13 protein-coding genes and 1 pseudogene are annotated in these 18129 nt (G+C 55.6%); 13 read left to right on the forward strand and 1 reads right to left on the reverse strand.

Annotated features, from left to right (window positions below; all coding sequences use genetic code 11):
• Positions 1–8: 8 nt before the first annotated feature.
• Complete coding sequence (locus tag DQG23_RS16220) at positions 9–578, forward strand: Pvc16 family protein (RefSeq protein ID WP_113031900.1); 570 nt, start codon at positions 9–11, stop codon at positions 576–578.
• A gap of 45 nt (positions 579–623) precedes the next feature.
• Entirely contained in the window at positions 624–1415 is a 792-nt protein-coding gene (locus DQG23_RS16225) for a hypothetical protein (protein ID WP_113031901.1), read from the forward strand.
• A 71-nt stretch (positions 1416–1486) separates the two neighbouring features.
• Here DQG23_RS16225 and DQG23_RS16230 read toward each other — a convergent pair whose 3' ends face one another.
• Positions 1487–2374 (reverse strand): LysR family transcriptional regulator, encoded by an 888-nt coding sequence (locus DQG23_RS16230; protein WP_113031902.1) that lies wholly within the window; start codon positions 2372–2374, stop codon positions 1487–1489.
• 108 nt (positions 2375–2482) lie between these two features.
• On the opposite strand from DQG23_RS16230, the gene aroA reads away from it, so the two are divergent.
• The 11 genes and pseudogenes from aroA to DQG23_RS16280 form a co-directional block, all read left to right on the forward strand.
• Positions 2483–3853 (forward strand): 3-phosphoshikimate 1-carboxyvinyltransferase, encoded by a 1371-nt coding sequence (gene aroA / locus DQG23_RS16235; protein ID WP_238177909.1) that lies wholly within the window; start codon positions 2483–2485, stop codon positions 3851–3853.
• Positions 3854–3856: 3 nt separating this feature from the next.
• Positions 3857–4912: a chorismate synthase gene (gene aroC, locus DQG23_RS16240; protein ID WP_113031903.1), complete on the forward strand. Its 1056-nt coding sequence runs from the start codon at positions 3857–3859 to the stop codon at positions 4910–4912.
• A 241-nt stretch (positions 4913–5153) separates the two neighbouring features.
• A complete protein-coding gene (locus tag DQG23_RS16245) occupies positions 5154–5699 on the forward strand; it encodes a ChbG/HpnK family deacetylase (protein WP_158560553.1) in 546 nt (181 codons plus the stop codon).
• Between the two features lie 48 nt (positions 5700–5747).
• Complete coding sequence (locus tag DQG23_RS16250; protein ID WP_146762318.1) at positions 5748–6038, forward strand: polysaccharide deacetylase family protein; 291 nt, start codon at positions 5748–5750, stop codon at positions 6036–6038.
• A gap of 92 nt (positions 6039–6130) precedes the next feature.
• On the forward strand, positions 6131–8059 hold the full coding sequence (locus DQG23_RS16255) for a hypothetical protein (RefSeq protein WP_113031906.1): 1929 nt from the start codon (positions 6131–6133) through the stop codon (positions 8057–8059).
• Positions 8060–8594: 535 nt separating this feature from the next.
• Entirely contained in the window at positions 8595–10340 is a 1746-nt protein-coding gene (locus DQG23_RS16260; protein WP_113031907.1) for a phage tail sheath subtilisin-like domain-containing protein, read from the forward strand.
• A gap of 167 nt (positions 10341–10507) precedes the next feature.
• Entirely contained in the window at positions 10508–10942 is a 435-nt protein-coding gene (locus tag DQG23_RS16265) for a phage tail protein (protein WP_113031908.1), read from the forward strand.
• Positions 10943–11406: 464 nt separating this feature from the next.
• Entirely contained in the window at positions 11407–11784 is a 378-nt protein-coding gene (locus DQG23_RS16270; protein WP_113031909.1) for a phage tail assembly protein, read from the forward strand.
• A gap of 20 nt (positions 11785–11804) precedes the next feature.
• Positions 11805–11981 (forward strand): DUF6760 family protein, encoded by a 177-nt coding sequence (locus DQG23_RS43580; RefSeq protein WP_337589402.1) that lies wholly within the window; start codon positions 11805–11807, stop codon positions 11979–11981.
• 8 nt (positions 11982–11989) lie between these two features.
• Positions 11990–12460: a phage tail protein gene (locus DQG23_RS16275; RefSeq protein WP_113031910.1), complete on the forward strand. Its 471-nt coding sequence runs from the start codon at positions 11990–11992 to the stop codon at positions 12458–12460.
• A pseudogene (locus DQG23_RS16280) lies at positions 12457–18129 on the forward strand (hypothetical protein); the annotation flags it as partial. The gene DQG23_RS16275 and the pseudogene DQG23_RS16280, both read left to right, overlap by 4 nt.

Below are 18129 nucleotides of genomic sequence, written 5' to 3' on the forward strand. Positions count from 1 at the left end.
GGGCTGACATGGCCGATTTTACGGTAATTGCCGACGTAGGCGCATCGCTGCTTAAGCTGCTGCGTGAACAGATGACGCCGGAGCCGATCCGGCAGCCGGAGCTGATCGGTCTCGCTTCGCCGGCGGACAAGGGGGACTTGTCGCTGTCGCTTTACTTGTACAATATCAAAGAGAACGGCGAGCACCGGCAAACCCATATGATCAAACGCAGCCAGGACGCGATTCAGTATCCGCCGATGACGGTTGATCTGTGTTATTTGCTGACGCCGCATTCGACGGCGGAGCTGCAGGTTCGCGCGCTTGACGAGCATCGGATTTTGGGCCGCGCGATGCAGGTCATTTACGATAACGCCATCCTGCGCGGTTCCATGCTGCAGGGCTCGCTGGCGGAGAAAAACGAGGAAGTGCGCATCGTGATGGACAGCATACCGGCCGAGACGCTCACGCGGATGTGGAACTTTGCGGACAATCCGTACAGGCTTTCCGTCAGCTACACGGTCGGGCCGGTAAACATCGACTCCAACCGGATCAAAACGGCGAAGCCGGTGCTTGAACGGGATATTCGAATTGAAGGGTAACCGTTTTGGAGTGTGTCTTGATCGAAGGGATAAGGAGGATTTTTGATGGAGCTGCAACGAATCGTCAAAATTCGTTCGGGTTTCTCGCTTGCCGTGAGGCTGATCGACTCGTTTACGGGTGGTGCGCCTCTTGGGGGCGGGACCGAGGTGGCGCTTATGGGAACGCTTCGCAAGCCGGTCCGAAAGGAAGGCGGCTTGTTCGTTTTTACGGATATCGCCGAAGGCGATTACACGCTGCTTGTAACATCGGACATTTATTTCGGAGTTACCGTACAAATATCCTCCGGCAGTTCGGGCAGCATTCATATTTTGCCGCTCAAGCCGCTGCCGCAATATCCGTTTCCGTCCGGCGTCACCCTGATACGGGCTTGCTTGCGGGATGAGTTGAACCGTCCGTTGGCAGGCGTCCAAGTGACGGCAAGCTTGCTGTCGGAGGATTGCTGCCGAGCCCGGTTGGCGGAGGAAGCGGCGGACAAAGGAAAAGATGAAATTGCCGTAGGCAATTTATCCGCACCGATTCATCCCGGCGACATCTTCCTGCTTCAAGGAGTAAACGCAAAAGGAACCGAGCTTTGCGAAATCGCCTCCGAGCTGAAGACGCAAGGGCGATTTAAGCTGGTGACGCCGCTCGGCAGCAGCCACAAGCGCGGCGCTATGCTGCTGCCGGTTTTTCGTACGCGAAGCGACGAACGCGGTGAGGTTGCCGTTGCTTTTCCGTCCGGCCGGGTCAAGGCCTTCGAGGCCGAGCTGCGCATCGAAGCCGGCAAACGGCATGACGTTCGGAAGCTGCAGCTCCTGGAAGGAACCGAATTGAACTTGGGGACGCTGCGGCTGTAACAAGCCGCAGCGTTCGTGCTTCTGGAGGCTGGCGGCGAAGCGCTTTGCGCTGCGGAGCTTCGAACGGTGCGTTACCGGAACGCGTCGATCAGCGCCCGAACGAACCGTTCGGCCGGCAAGGATAAAGACAGATCGCGGCGCACCGCGACTCCGATGGTTCGGGCGGGGATCGGCTCAGCCGGCTGCAGCTCGAACAATTTTCGGCTCCTCAATTGTTTTTCCACAAAAGAACGTGTAACGAACGCCACGCCAAACCCCAAGCCGGCGAACTCGATGAGAAGATCGATGCTGCCCAGCTCGATATCCGGTTCGACGGCAAAGCCCTGCGAATGAAACCACTGTTCGACGAAGCGGCGCGTACTGCTTCCCTGGGACAAGAGCAGCAAGGGCAAATCGGCCATTTCCCCGGCGGAAAGCGAGCGGCCCGAAAGCTCCCGATACGAGCTGCCTGCGACAAAACAATCCTGAATGGCGGCGAGCGGCGTAATATCGAGCTGCGGCGACGCGATCGGAAAATGAACGATACCGCAATCGATTTGTCCGTCCTCCAGACGCTGGACGATGTCCGTCGTTTTGCCGTGCGACAGCCGTATTCTGACTTGCGGATATTCGGTCCGGAATCTGTTCAGCTCCGGCAGCAAAACATGCTTGAACAAAGAGTCGCTCGCGCCGATGCGAAGCTCTCCTCCCGCCAAATGTTTGAGCGCGTGCATCTTTTTCTCCCCCGCATCAAGCAACGAGAATGATTGCTCCACGTAATTCAGCAGCGCGCGCCCCTCCGGAGTCAGCTCCACTCCCTTCGACAGCCGGTTGAAAAGCTTCAGCCCAAGCGCCTCTTCCATTTGTTTGATCGCATAACTTACCGACGGCTGCGTGATATACAGCTCTTGTGCGGCTTTCGTCAAATTCCCGTTGCGGGCCGTGTACAGAAAGATGCGGTACCAATCCATATTGATCATGATATAGAGCACCTCTATGTCAAAGTGTGATTATTGCGATTTCACTTATTCCATCTCCCTCATTATAATCAAGAGCAAACATGATCACAAACGGAGAGGGTGTTTGGGATGAACGACAAAGCCATGCACGAACCGAATTTTGAAACGCGATCGCCATGGTCCCGGTACGGCGAGTGGCAAGAGGTTTCGATTATACCGCCGAAGCGCGCAGTGGACGGAACGATCACGATGCCGGGCAGCAAAAGCCTCACGAACCGGGCGCTCATAATCGCCGCTTTAGCGGAAGGGACTTCGCGGCTGGTCGGCATTTTGAAGAGCGACGACTCTTATTGGTGCTTGAACAGCTTGCGCCAGCTCGGTATCGATATTGAAGTGGAGGGAGAAACGGCTATCGTTCAAGGGGGTGGAGGGGATTGGCCGAATAAGTATGCCGAGCTTTATGTAGGGGCGGCCGGGACGATTGCGCGATTTTTGCCCTCTGCGCTCGCAGCAGGATCCGGCAGGTGGAAAATGACGGGCAGCAAAAGGCTGAGTGAAAGGCCGCTAGCCCCGCTGCTTCATACATTGACGGGGATGGGGGCGGATATCCGCTATGAAAACGCGGAGGGCTGCTTGCCTCTTACCATGCAAACGAAAGGTCTCGACGGAGGAAGCTGCATCCTTCCGGGCTCGCTCTCCAGTCAGTTCGTGAGCGGGCTTCTGATCGCTGCGCCTTACGCGAAAACGCCTGTAACCGTACAAATCGAAGGGGGGATCGTGCAGCGCGATTATGTCGAGATGACGCTTCGGATGATGGAAACATTCGGCATTTCGGCTTCAGCGCTCCCTGACGGACAAACGATTTCGGTGCCGCGCGGCAGGTATCAAGGACGTTCGCTTGCGCTCGAGCCCGACGTCTCGACTTGCTGCTACTTCTGGGCGCTTGCCGCCATAACGAACGGCCGTATACGAATCGACGGCGTTACCGTCAAAGCTTCGCAGCCGGATATTGAGATCGTTAACGTCCTTGAACGTATGGGGTGCTCGATCCGGCGCGGCGAAAGTTTTGTCGAGGTGTCCGGAACCGATCGGCTTCGCGGAGGATTTGTTCTAAATATGCAAAAATGGTCGGATCAAACGTTGACGATCGCCGCCTTGGCTCCATTTGCCGATGCGCCGATCACGTTAACGGGGGCCGCCCACATACGGCACCATGAATGCGACCGGATTGCGGCCATTTGCACGGAGCTTCGCAAGCTGGGCATTCGGGTAGACGAGCATCCCGACGGCTTGACGGTATATCCCGGCCGGCCGCAAGCCGCGCTTCTCGATACTTATGACGACCATCGTATGGCTATGGCCCTCTCTTTGATCGGCATGAAAAGCGACGGCATTCGCATCGCCGACCCCGGCTGCGTATCCAAAACATGCCCGGACTTTTTCGATCGGATAGCGGAGTTAGGCGTCGGAACGGTATTTAGCAAAAGACGGGAGGGATAAGAGATGGCGGGAAATAGTTTTGGTGAATCATTTAAAATTACGACCTTCGGCGAATCCCATGGAGCGGCTGTCGGCGTCATCGTCGACGGAGTAACGCCAGGCGTGGAGCTGAACGAAGCGTATATTCAAGCGCAGATGGACAGAAGAAAGCCGGGCCAGTCTTCCGTCACTTCTCCTCGTAAAGAGTACGATGTCGTTCACATCCTGTCCGGAATGTTTGAGGGACAAACGACGGGGACGCCGTTATTTATCATCTTGCACAATCAAGACATGAGACCGGAGGCGTATACGGATATTCAGCATTCGTTCCGCCCGGGTCATGCGGATTTCACCTATTTGCAAAAATACGGCATTCGCGATCACCGAGGAAGCGGCAGGGCGTCAGGCAGGGAAACGGCGGGCCGAGTGGCCGGCGGCGCAGTGGCGCGGAAGCTGCTGGAGCGTCGCGGGGTTCAAGTGCTGGCCTACACCAAAGAAGCGGCTGGGATTCGCTGCCGGACCTTCGACGAGAACGAAATCGAGAAAAATGCGGTCCGCGCCTCCGATCCGGAAGCGGCGGCCGAAATGATCGAAAAAATCGAGCATCTGTCATCGATCGGCGATAGCTGCGGAGGGGTTGTGGAATGCATCATTCGCGGAGTGAAGCCCGGCTTGGGCGAGCCGGTATTCGACAAGCTGGATGCGGAGCTGGCCAAAGCGATGCTGTCGATCGGCGCGGTTAAAGGGATCGAATTCGGAGCGGGATTTGCCGCATCCGGCATGCTGGGCAGCGAGCACAACGATGAAATGGACGCTTCCGGCTTTATTACGAATCACTCGGGCGGCATTATCGGAGGGATAAGCAGCGGAGCGGAAATCGTTTTTCGGGTGGCAGTAAAGCCGACCTCTTCCATATCCGTGCCGCAACAAACGATAGGGGTAAACGGCGAAGAAACGATTATCGTGACTGAGGGCAGGCATGATCCGTGCATTTGCCCGAGAATCGTTCCGGTCGTAGAAGCGATGGCGTGCATCGTTTTGGAGGATCATTACAAGCGGCAGGTGGCGATGCTGGGATAATTTTATGAATCCGATCATTGATCGAAACGGATGATGTGCGCTACAATGGAAAGGAAATTATTTCCTGTGCAATCGCTCGGAGGGATCCTATTGAGTCTGCTCTGTACAAATGAGATTTATTTGCCTGTAACGGATTTGGATCGATCATTAATACCATCGGTATTGTAGAAAACGAATAGCTAAAAATGAGGCCGGGACGCGATAGTCCCGGTTTTTCATTTCCGATCAAGGGGGAAAACACGTGAATGAAAAATTAAGCGACGGTCCGAATGAGCGGCTGTTGATCGTTAATGCGGACGACTTGGGAATTACACAATCGACAAATAGGGCGATTTGCGAGCTGTTTCAAAAAGGAGCGATAACCTCCGCATCGATTATGATGCCGTGCGAGTCGGCGAGAGAAGCGGCGGATTTGTGCGTGCGGAACGGGATAACGGATATCGGCGTTCATTTTACGCTGACCGGCAATGCGTATATGCCCGTTTATCGAGAAAGGCGTTTGCACAGCTTGACCGATGCGAACGGTTATTTTCATCAAGACACAGAGCTTTTAGAAAAAAATGCCGACACCGAGGAAGTTTGGCTGGAATTGGAGGCCCAGCTGCAAGCCGTCATCTCGTCAGGCATCCAGCCGACGCATGCCGACAGCCATGCGGGAAGTTTGTTCGGGCTGTTCGCCGGACGCGATTTTTTGGAAATCGCTCTCGAATTATGCGGGAAGTACGGCGTGCCTTTTAATCTGCCATTGAAAATCGTAGAGGAGCCGTCTTTCAGCGATAGCCAATAGCGGGTGTTTTGCGAGAGAATTGAGTTTGCGAAAGGACGGGGCGTTCCGTTGATAGACGATTTGATCGGGCTTCCCTATCCGTATAACGCCGGGGAGAGCTATGACGATGTCAAGAAACAGCTTATCGGCAAATTGACGGGCTTGAAGCCCGGCATCACGCAGCTGACGACGCATCCTTCATATGTTTCGGAGGAGTTGATAGCCGTAACCCCTCATTACCGGAAACGGGAAATGGAGTATGCTCTCTTAATCGATCCGGATATTAAACGGCTGCTTGAGACGGAGGGAATACGGCTTGCTTCCTGGAAAATGGTTCGGGATGGATTTTACAAAAACTAGGCCGATGTACTGCAACCTAATTACCCGCATGGCGTCTTATTAAGAAAGGCGATATCCCTCGAACGGAAAGGGGAACGGAAAGGCGGGATGTAATGGGAGAGAGGTTTGAGAAAGGCTTAGCCGGATCTCGTTATACGGACGGAAAAATAGACGGCTGGCTAAAAAGGTTGATGTATGCGGTTCTGCTTACGTCGCTGTTCGCAATCATGGCGGCATGCGAAAATCGCGGCGGCGAAACGGGCGCTGAATCCGCAAGTCCCTCGCCTTCGAGCGCTTCTCCGGGCAGCGCCAGTCCGTCCGCTGCAAATGCAACGCCTTATTCGACGCCGCCAGCTTCGCCCGGGAAGGAACGAGGAGTTGCGGAATCGTTGACGGAGCTTTCGATCTGTCAATTGAACCGGGGAGAGGACGGAGGGGAGTTCGGCGGCGCTTCCGCTTGCATCGTCAATTTCGGCACCGAGCCTCTGCCCATGTTGCCGCCCTTGTCATTGCCCGAAAAGCCGGAAACGTACGCGCTCTACATGGAAGAGATCTATTTCTTCGTGAAGTTCGGGACGAGCGACGAGATGACGCTGGAACGATTGACAAGGCAAATTAAGGCGGAAGGCGGAACGCTAAAGTTGGAAAAGGAACAGACGCAGCTGGACCGATCCAATATTCGATACAAAGGGAGCGTTACTGGTATACGGGAGGAAGCCGTGATCTTCTTCGGCGATATTCCGCCAATCACGCTGAAGCGCAGCGATCGGAAGCTTGTTTACGAAGTAGAGCCTGATTTGGTTGCCGGCAAAGACATGCTGCTTCTGCAGGGAAACGAGCTTAGCACGAAGCTTCTGATGCCCGAAAGGGAGAAGGAAGCGGTGCTTGTGTTTTCCGAGCCGATAAGAACGGATAGGGCGAATATCGCCGTATACGGCAACGATCCGTCGGTGAGGGGGCCGGCGGGCAAATGGCTTGATGATCGCCGTTTATCGATAACCGTTCCGGACGGCGCTACAGAGTGGCATGTGAATTTGGAAAATATATTTTCCGTTTCCGGCAGCTATTTTGGAGAGCATTGGGATGGAAGCGTCAGACTGAGTAAGGTTCCGGAGCGGAAATGGCGGCAATTCCCTTCAGGCGAACCGGTTCTGGAATCGGCATACGCGAAATATTACGATTTCATCCTCTTCTCGCCAGATAATAGAAGGGCGCTCGGAATGATCGAGATGGGCGGTCCTAACGCGGATGAAGGCGGACGTTATTATGCGGTTGTGCTCGATCGGCCGGGACAGCCGCCTGCGGTAGTTCGCAGTCCGATGCATTTTCCGGATGTGCTTATGAATCTGCCTCTTGCTTGGCTGGACGACGAGCGAATTGCTTATGTCGACTATCAGGGATTGAAGCTGTACGATATTCCGTCCGGCCGGACGAAGACGCTGGTCGCCGCAAGCGAGCTTGGCGGCTATTTCAACGCGATGGCTTTCGATGCGCATGAACGCACGCTTTATTTGCTGACGCAAAGGTACGATGAAGCGGCCGAAACGATCCGGATCGATCGCTGGAGTATGGACGGGGAAGGAAAAACGGCCGTTATCCGGGACTTTGCGACGACTGTTTTGGCGGATAAATATCAGGCGTTGAAGCTGCCTATTATCCCGCGGCCGGACGGGGTGTTTTGGACAAAAACGCGAGACGGCAAAGCGGTAACGGAGTTCGTTATGCGGGACGGACGAAAGCTCGAGACGACAGGGGCGACGGTTGCGGCAGCGGGCCAAAAGATATACGTTTCCGAACGGCCGGCAAGCGATAAGCCCAAGTGGTTCGAATGGACGCCGGGGAAGGGGAGGAGCGTTCTTCCGGAAACCTCCGGCCGGATCGTGCCGTTCGGCAGCCTGCTGACGACGGAGGAAGCGGACGGAACGTGGAAGCTGTACGATCCCGATAAGAAACGGTGGGTCGCCTTTCCGCAGCAGCGCAAGACGAATCTTTACCCCGAACAGCCGTTCCAAGCCATTTATCGGGAGGACGTACCGAAATAATTCGGGAAGCAAGCAAAGAGGTCTTCCGTCCTAGACGGTATAGACCTTTTTTTGCATTTCGGCAAATGTTAACAAAATGTGACCGATTCTCGACATAAACTTTCGTTTTCGCGAAATTTTAACAAACTTTTAGGTAATTTTATTATACTCTTATAGTCATGGTTTGCTTTTGCAAGTATAATAGTTTCAGTAATGCGCCTTTTTACAGTATTCCCTGTTTTTCCCGTCAATTTAAAGACAAAAGCCGGAATGTTCTTGTCGGAATAACTCGAATCTTCGGAGCATGAATGCTGTATGCCAAACGGCTCCGGATTATGAAAACGCTGTATTCATTTTAGGCGAATATACTTATGCCGATGGTATGTGAAAGCCGGTGCCGATGTCGCGGCGACCGGATCCGGTTCGTTAGGGCAGAACGCCGCATTATGGGCGTCTACATAATATTTTTTTACCAGAAAGGAGAGAACTGGTTTCCTTTACGCATACATAATTGCTTCTAAACGATGCCGAGCGTAAACGATGGAACCGGGGAATAATGGCTGAATACTTATCGCCTGGAGTGTATGTCGAAGAGTTTGACAGCGGCGCGCAGCCGCTCGAGGGAGCGAGCACCAGCACGGCGGGTTTTATCGGCCTTGCACAGCGCGGCGAAGTGGAGGGCGTTCCGCAGCTTGTTACCAGCGTTGCCGATTTTCATCGCTTGTTCGGCAGCTACCTGTCGGAAAACGCTTTTGGTGATTATCGGTTTCTCTCTTATGCAGTCGAGCACTTTTTCTTGAACGGAGGATCCCGCGCTTTTATTATGCGTGTTGCGCCTTCCGATGCGAAGCCTGCGGCTAACGCCGGAAACAAGGAGTCCGAGCTGCTTCGCATTACCGCTAAAAACCCGGGAGCATGGGGCAATCAAATTCGCGCCGTACTCGTACCGGCAAGCAAAGCCAAAACGCAAATTTACGAAATTCTCGGAACGCCGGGCGAAGCGAAGCAATACAAAGTGAAAAACAATGCAGGCTTCAACGTAGGCGACGTCGTTGCTTTCGAAGCGGGCGGCGTCAAGCAGTATAACAAAATCGTCTCCTCGCAGGACAATATCATCGAGCTTGCAGCTCCGCTTGAGGGCGAAGCCGATGTGATCGATACGAACCTGCTGCCTGCAAAGGTTCTGACGACCTGCGAATTTACGATGCACGTTTTCTACGGCGACGAAGCGGAATCGTTCGAGAAGCTTTCGCTTAACGTTTCGGCGGCAAACCATATCGATAAAATCGTTTCGCGCTCCAATATTATCAAGGTCGAAGACATAAGCAGAGGAAGCGATCTCGGATCGGTTGCGCCATTCGAATCGTTATCCGGATTAAACGAGTCCGAAGGGAAATTCCAAATCGCGCTTTCGGGCGGCAGCGACGGCTCCATAGCCAATTTGGCGGCAAGCGATTTTATGGGCGTCGACCGCGGTCCGGGCAGAAGAACCGGCATCCAGTCGTTCATCGACAACGACGTCGTCAGCATCATGGCGATTCCGGGCGTAACGGATCCGAACGTGCAGCTTGCTCTTGTCGCGCATTGCGAAAACCTCGGCAGCCGTTTTGCCATTCTCGACATTCCGCGCGAGAAGACGAAGGTGCAGGACGTGTTGACGCATCGCAACATTTTCGACTCGCAATATGCGGCTATGTACAATCCATGGCTTTCGGTGTTCGATCCGCTTGATAAACGGAATATTTTCATCCCGCCGTCCGGTTCGATTGCAGGCATTTATGCGCGTTCCGACCAGTCCCGCGGCGTACATAAAGCGCCGGCTAACGAAGTCGTGCGCGGCTGCGTAGGCCTGGACGTGCAGTATAACAAAGGCGAGCAGGACATTTTGAACCCGCTCGGCGTCAACTTGATCCGCTTCTTCGCGGGACAAGGCATTCGCGTATGGGGCGCAAGGACGCTTTCCTCGAACGGCTTGTGGAAATACGTCAACGTCCGCCGCTTGTTCATTTTCCTTGAAGAATCGATCAAGAACGGTACGAACTGGGTCGTATTCGAGCCGAACGACGAGCAGCTATGGGCGCGCGTTCACCGGACGATCGACGCTTTCCTGACTCGCGTATGGCGCGACGGCGCGCTCATGGGCGGAAGCCCGGGCGAGGCTTTCTATATCAATATCGGACGCAGCACGATGACGCAGGACGATATCGACAATGGCCGCCTTATTTGCGTAATCGGCGTATCGCCGGTCAAACCGGCCGAGTTCGTCATCTTCCGCATCACGCAGAAAACACGCGAAGAATAGCACTTTTTGATATAACATTCGTGTTCAAGGGGAATCTTCTGACGGTCGGTCGGGAAAGAGGGCCGGAGCCGAGGGATCGGCAGCGGCGCCGGAGGCGCGGTGCGTTTGCCGGCCGGGATATGCGTGCAGCAAGAACCCTTTGAACGATTTAAAGGAAGGGGAATAGTATGCCTGGCGAACGTAGAGATCCATATAGAAATTTTAGATTCCGGGTTGAGGTAGAAGGCATTCAACAAGCGGGCTTTAGCGAAATTTCGGGCTTTGACGCTTCCGTATCCGTCATCGAATATCGTGAAGGCAACGAAACGACGACGCCGCGAAAGCTGCCCGGTCTTACGAAGTACGGCAACATTACGCTCAAATGGGGCGTAACGGACTCGATGGATATGTACAACTGGCTTGCGGAGGCGGTTCAAGGCAAAATCCAAAGAAAAACCGTAACGATTATCGCAATCAACGAGGAAGGCTCGGACGTCGCGACTTGGCAAGTCATCGAGGCGTGGCCGACCAAATATACGGCTCCTAACTTCAACGGAACCGGCTCCGAAGTGGCCATCGAGGTGCTCGAACTGGCGCATGAGGGCATGACCCGTACGAAGTAGCGTTCCGCGAGAAGACTGAAAACAAGAGACGGATCAGGGGTTATCTCCATTCGCGGCTCTTGTTTTCGTCTTATGTCGCCCGTTTCTGGTAAACGTTGGAGTTAGTGCGCAGAAAGTGCGGAATAAGTGAAGGTAAGCGGGATAACTTCAAGTCAGATCTACAATTGATGACTTGACCGTGCACTTTTAATGAAGAAAAACTCACTGATAATGAGGCTGCCCTCATTATTCAGCCGGTAAACGGCAGGATTTCAGCAACTAATGAGGGAAACGAAACTAATAATTGCGCTTTCCTCACTATTTGTTTCGTTTGCCTTATTAACCGTTCGGAACATGAGTTTTCGGCGAGAAACAGTGAGGTTTGACTCACTACTAATCACATTTTCCTCATTATCTTTATAAACAAGGATTATCGCTCGGAACTTTTATGTTACTTGTTAATCAGCGCGCAGGGAGGATTCATAATGGCATTTACGACAGAGTATGAATTTGAGCTTCCAAGAGGGTACGTGGACGAGAACGGCACGCTGCACAAGCGCGGCGTTATGCGTTTGGCGACGGCGGCGGACGAAATTTTGCCGATGCGGGATCAGCGCGTGCAGCAAAATCCCGGTTACTTGACGATTATTTTGCTTGCCCGCGTCATTACGAAGCTCGGCGATTTGCGGGCGATCGATACGCGCGTGATCGAGCGTTTGTTTACGGCGGATCTGGCGTTCTTGCAAAACTTCTACCGGCATATTAACGACATCGAGCCGCTAAAAGCTCATGTCATGTGTCCGAAATGCGAGCATGAGCACGAGGTTGAGCTGCCTTTTTTAACCGAAACAGCGGTGGTTTAGTCGGATACCCCGTTGATAAGATTTACGAGGAAGCCGGTTTTATCGCATATTACTATCACTGGCCGCACGATGAAATCATGTCAATGGAGCATCGCGACCGCCGCAAATGGTGTGAGGAAATATCAAGAATAAACCGTAACCTGAACGACGATGGAAACAGGCCGGACAATCCGTTCGACGTGTTCGGCAAGAGGTGACGATGTAAATGTTAGATGGAAGGCTTCATAATATTAACGGCGCATTTCGTTTCAAAGTCGAGCTGGACGGACTACTTGTCGGCGGATTTTCCGAAGTGACGGGGCTGCAGGCGGAAACTGCCCTTCAAGAATATCAGGAGGGCGGCGTCAACAACTACGTGCATCAGTTTCCCAAGCAGACGAAGTTTCCCAAAATTGTGTTGAAGCGCGGCTTGACGGGATCCGGCGACCTATGGGAATGGTACGAGAGCGTCATTGCAGGCAAAGTGAAGCGTAAGAACGGTTCCATAATTATGTACAGCCGTTCGGGGCACGAGGTTTGCCGGTGGAATTTTTTCGACGCGTACCCGGTCAAATGGGCCGGTCCGGATTTTAACGCGACCAACAACAACGTCGCAATCGAATCCATTGACCTTGTGCACAATGGCTTGAAGACGATTCACAGCAAGATGTGGAAGGTAATGGGGTTGTTGGAATGAACAAGGGCGATTCGCGGCGCATCGACAGCAGTGCGAATAAAGCGAAGCCGGAGGCGGGAGCAGCGAAGCGGAAGCGCGGAGCGTCACGCGAAGTCGCGGTCGAGAGCGAAACAAGCGCGGTGAAGCCGGAGGCGGGAGCGAAGCGGAAGCGCGGAGCGTCACGCGAAGGCGTGGACGAGAGCGAAGCAAACGCGTCGAAGCCGGAGGCGGGAGCAGCGAAGCGGAAGCGCGGAGCGTCAAGCGAAGTCGCGGTCGAGAGCGAAGCAGGTGCGTCGAAGTCGGTTGCGGGAGCGAAGCGAAAGCGCGGAGCGTCACGCGAAGGCGTTGGCGAGAGCGAAGCAAGCGCATCGAAGCCGGAGGCGGGAGCAGCGAAGCGAAAGCGCGGAGCGTCACGCGAAGGCGTGGGCGAGAGCGAAACAAGCGCGGTGAAGCCGGAGGCGGGAGCGAAGCGGAAGCGCGGAGCGTCACGCGAAGGCGCGGGCGAGAGCGAAGCAGGCGCGTCGAAGCCTGATGCGGGAGCGAAGCGAAAGCGCGGAGCGTCACGCGAAGGCGTGGACGAGAGCGAAGCAAACGCGTCGAAGCCGGAGGCGGGAGCAGCGAAGCGGAAGCGCGGAGCGTCAAGCGAAGTCGCGGTCGAGAGCGAAGCAGGTGCGTCGAAGCCTGATGCGGGAGCGAAGCGTAAGCGCGGAGCGTCACGCGAAGGCGTGGGCGAGAGCGAAGCAAGCGCGTCGAAGCCGGAGGCGGGAGCAGCGAAGCGTAAGCGCGGAGCGTCACGCGAAGTCGCGGGCGAAAGCGAAGCAAGCACGGTGAAGCCGGAGGCGGGAGCAGCGAAGCGGAAGCGCGGAGCGTCACGCGAAGTCGCGGTCGAGAGCGAAGCAAGCGCGGCGAAGCCGGAGGCGGGAGCAGCGAAGCGGAAGCGCGGAGCGTCACGCGAAGTCGCGGTCGAGAGCGAAGCAAGCGCGTCGAAGCCGGAGGCGGGAGCGAAGCGAAAGCGCGGAGCGTCGCGCGAAGGCGTGAGCGAGAGCGAAGCAAGCGCGGTGAAGCCGGAGGCGGGAGCGAAGCGGAAGCGCGGAGCGTCACGCGAAGGCGTGGACGAGAGCGAAGCAAGCGCGTCGAAGCCGGAGGCGGGAGCAGCGAAGCGGAAGCGCGGAGCGTCACGCGAAGGCGTGGACGAGAGCGAAGCAAACGCGTCGAAGCCGGAGGCGGGGGCGAAACGTAAGCGTGGAGCTGCACGCGAAGGCGTGGGCGAGAGCGAAGCAGGCGCGTCGAAGCCGGAGGCGGGAGCAGCGAAGCGAAAGCGCGGAGCGTCACGCGAAGTCGCGGTCGAGAGCGAAGCAGGCGCATCGAAGCCGGAGGCGGGGGCAGCGAAGCGAAAGCGCGGAGCGTCACGCGAAGGCGTGGGCGAGAGCGAAGCAAACGCGTCGAAGCCGGAGGCGGGAGCAGCGAAGCGGAAGCGCGGAGCGTCACGCGAAGGCGTGGACGAGAGCGAAGCAAGCGCGTCGAAGCCGGAGGCGGGAGCAGCGAAGCGGAAGCGCGGAGCGTCACGCGAAGGCGTGGACGAGAGCGAAGCAAGCGCGTCGAAGCCGGAGGCGGGAGCGAAGCGTAAGCGTGGAGCGCGCACGATGGTGCAGGTGAAGGAAACGAAGCCGCCTGCCGTTATGGCGACAGGTGGGAATCGCAAATTTGCCGAGCGCATCATGGGCAAATACGGTTTTTACAGAAATGCTTTTTTGGGCAGATTGGAGCTCGTCTTTCGAAACTCCGAAGAGCAAGGCGACGGGGAAGGCGAGTTTGATACGATATGGTCGAGTCTGGAAGCCCAACTGAAGACGCTGCAAAGCGAACAAGCGGGCTTGCTTGCCAGCAAACGATTTTTGTTGGAACAGTTAGGCAAAATGAACGGCAGAGGAACGGGCGGCACTGCCAAAACCGTTAATTCGGCCGCTGCAACAATCATAAAGCAAGTCGGACCTGATAAGCAGGCCGCCGATAATCGGGATGGAACCGCTAAAGGCTCGGCTGTACATAGCAAACGGAATCAAGGCGCAAAGACGGAAGCTGCCCGAAAAGGGCGCGAAGCTTTGCCCGGCACAAGCAGTGCGGCAAGGGGAAATAATCGCAAGCTTTTATCGGCATCCAAAAGCGGGAGAGAAGGAAACTTCACAACCGGACGCAAAGGTACATCTAACGAGGGAGAAATTGTTTACGATCCGAACCGATCCTTGGATACTAGGCGGTCGGTCGCGTCCGGACAAGCTCAAGCTCGTGATAACGCTACTAGAAGAAAAATCGGTATGACGCCGGAATGGCCGGATGCGCAGGCGGAAACACCGTCTTCTTTATCGACTCGAGATAAGCTGTCAGTCGCGCAACTTATCAGGAAAAGATCTGGCGGCTTGGAGGATGGCGCGGTACACCCGCTGCCTTCCGCCAGCTTATCAAGAGAAGATGCTGCCGGCGATTTGCTTTCTTCGGCTTCGAAACAAACGAATTCGATCGATATTCCCGCAGTGCTGAAAGCCAAGCAGCCGACGACTGTGCAATCGGATTTCGGTGTCATTCTTCCACATATATTTATACATAGAAAAACAAATCCGGCTTTTCAAGCCCGGAACATACCGGTTGATGGGGAAGATGACCGGCCTCGATCGGCCTCACCCGCATCACCGGCAGCAAATGAGCTTGTTCCTGAAACCGGCAGGATTCGGGATCGAAAGCCCGGAACGGAAGCAAGGGCTCTTCGCAGCCAGGGACCGGATCAAGCTTTCGATAATCTTTTCATAAACGCAGCAACGGGTAAAAACCGCACGAGTCAAGCTTTTAGCGGAACTGGGGAGAACTCCCCCATTCCGGCAGTCATGGGCTTGAAAGCCGTTCAAAGGCGAAAAGCTTTCCTGACATCCGCTGTTGATGGAGAAGAACAAACGCAGCCCCCTGTCAGGGCTAGCCTTTGGAACGTCCCAAGCACATGGACGGCGATCCGTTTCCAGCTTAGACAAGAGCGTTTACAGGCAAAACAAGGCGTTCAACGCGACAATCATCAGGTCGGCGAGCCTTCTGTACAAAATGCTTCCGCAGTCGGACGGGCGCTGCCCGGCAATCCCGCAAACGTTAGTGTTAGGGCAATATCTGCGGACGATTCCAGTGATGTGCGTACCGTTCCGTCAAGCAAGTCGGCGGCAGAGCAAGCTAACGATGGACTTACGGTTCCCGCAACTGAGGAGAAGCATATCCCGGACGGGCCAACTACGGCCAATCCGCCGAAAGATCGTTTTTCACGTTCTGCGGCAGCAGCAAAACGTTTTGGAGTTTCGTCCTTAGATACGATGGAGGAGGATGTCGCTCCTCGCCAAAATGCAGGAGAATCGATCGGGAATGATCCGCTGCCGAATAACACAAGGCAACCGTTTCATACCGGAAAAGGGATTACCGCGGGGCATCGCAGGCCGTTTTTGATGGATGTGGCGGAACGATCGCTTTTTACGGTTGCGGGCGGTTTTGGCGGAATGTCGAATCCTCGCTTGGAGACTGTTTCTTGGAAAAAGCGGCCTTCGGGAAGCTTTGGAGAACAGACGCTATTGCGTCCGGGCAATGTTGAAGCTATTTTTCGGCAGTCCGAAAAAAGACGGTCAGGCGAGCGGAATCCGGAGCTGACGACTGCGGAAACCGGCAGTCGCGGCAAGTTTGCTGCTGCTCAGGCAACACGAAATTCCTCAGCGGATACAACGATCCTTTCCATGCAATCGAATGCTTTTCGCTCCGAGCCTGCGAGACGGAAGAGAATGAACGGGCTGGGGACGGCTGACCTCAGATCCAGTCAAAACCAGGATACGGCTGCGGTTGTCCAAAATGAATCTTTTCGCCGGCTTCAGGGTGATTCGGCTTCTCCGGCTGCAGTCTTAAGACGAAACGGAATTCCTCTCGTTCAGTCTCGAGAGCCAATGGCCGAAGCGGAGCTGAAGACGGGTCAATCTTTGGTGCTCCATGAGAAGAAGAAACAGCTCGGGCGGCAAATCGGCTCACCTGTTCCACCGATGGCACAAGGTGCAGGAATCGTGGCGCGGCGGGCGATTCGCGGCGAAGGTGGAATGTTCCCTAGCAATTCTGGGGGGGCGGAGACGCTTCTTCATGCCCGATTTGATCGGAATAGCGGAGGGGCAAGCGTCACGGACGTTAACCGAACGTCGAAAGCCGGGATTAAGCAGCGGCCGAACGAGAGCATGATTCGACTAGCGCCTGAGCGAGATGCCGGAATAAGCAGTGTTTTTGCTCCGAATTCGCTAACTACAAGGCGTCATCCGTTTTCTGCCGCAGAAGTTGATACTCCCGTACGGTTTAAGCGGTCAGGTGATCATGCTTCTGTGTCCGCCAGTTTTGGAATTTTGCATCGCAGCTCACTAGCGTTACTACGAAGCTCGACTGCGGAAGCCGCAGACGGCGTTGAAGGAGAGCTTAAGCCGATTCAAGGCAAGCGTGCCGCCGGTTCGGGCGATAAAGTCAAGGAGCCGATTAGCGGAAAACGCTCGTTGAATGTTGCGGGTGAAACGGATGCGGAGCCGTTCAGTTTTGTAAGTACAGTTGTCAAAAGAGAGCGTGCGATTTCTGAAATCGGGAAATCGTCGGTGCCGATGCAACGGCTGTTTTCGAAAGCGGAGCTTCGCAGCGATTCGAGTTCGGAGGCATTTGCACCAGCTAGGGGTGTGCCGTCCAGTCCGGCTTTAACGGATGATTCGGGAATCCAGGCAAGAACGGTCTCTAGAGACATGTCTGCGCAAAGTGCGAGGGCTGCCGGCGTTTCCGGTGCTGCACTGCAGCTAAGAACGGACAATGCCGGGCACAAAGCGTTTCCCGAGGTTCCGCCAGCAAGTTCGTCGAATACGGCGTCGAAACGTGAGGGAAGCCCGGCTTCGTCAAGCAATCGGCAGCCGGTCGGGCGACAATCGATGCATGACGCTTCGAGAACAGAAGAGACGATTGTTTCCGGTAGGCCGGTTACCGATATTGGACGGGGTAACGGGGGAACAGACGGTCAGCGGTACCTGCAAACGGTTCAAGGATTGATACCGGGCAAGCGTCTGACAAGGATGGGCGGCGCAAACCGGTTAAGCTCGGATATGGACGCCGTTCATCATGATAGAGCTCAAGTAAGTAATGATTCGGCGCAAGCCAGGTTAAAATCCAGCTCGCAGAGTATGCCGATCATTTTGAATGCACGCAGGAAAAGCAGTATTACTTCCGGCATGGAGATAGGGAACGAGCGGGAGCGGATCGCCGGTAACAGCGATATAGCGGCGAGAACAGTTCCCCCTGGTTCGCCTGCTGCAGGCAGGAGTTCAAGGCCGTTGAGCGCCGCAGCTTCACCTAAAAGCGATCCGGACAGCGCTGCAATGGAAGCAGTTGTCGGGAGGGCGGCCGGACAAGCCGTTCAACCGATGGAGCTTCGCAGCACAGGAAGGCTGAGCGCTGCGGCCGTAGGCCGGCCGCAGGCAGCGGCCTCAGCCCCGGCGCAGCGGCAGGGCGGCGAAAGCGGCGGTACAAGCGGAGCAGCGGCGGGCGTTATGCCGCCGAGCGCCGGCGCGGCAGTGCAGCGATCTGCACCGCGCGTTGCGAGCGCTGTCGCGGCCGCGGCACAGCGGCGGCCCGCGGCTAGCGCAGCAGCGCCTGCGGCC

It is taken from the genome of Paenibacillus contaminans (genome assembly GCF_003285015.1).
GTDB classification, from domain to species: domain Bacteria; phylum Bacillota; class Bacilli; order Paenibacillales; family NBRC-103111; genus Paenibacillus_V; species Paenibacillus_V contaminans.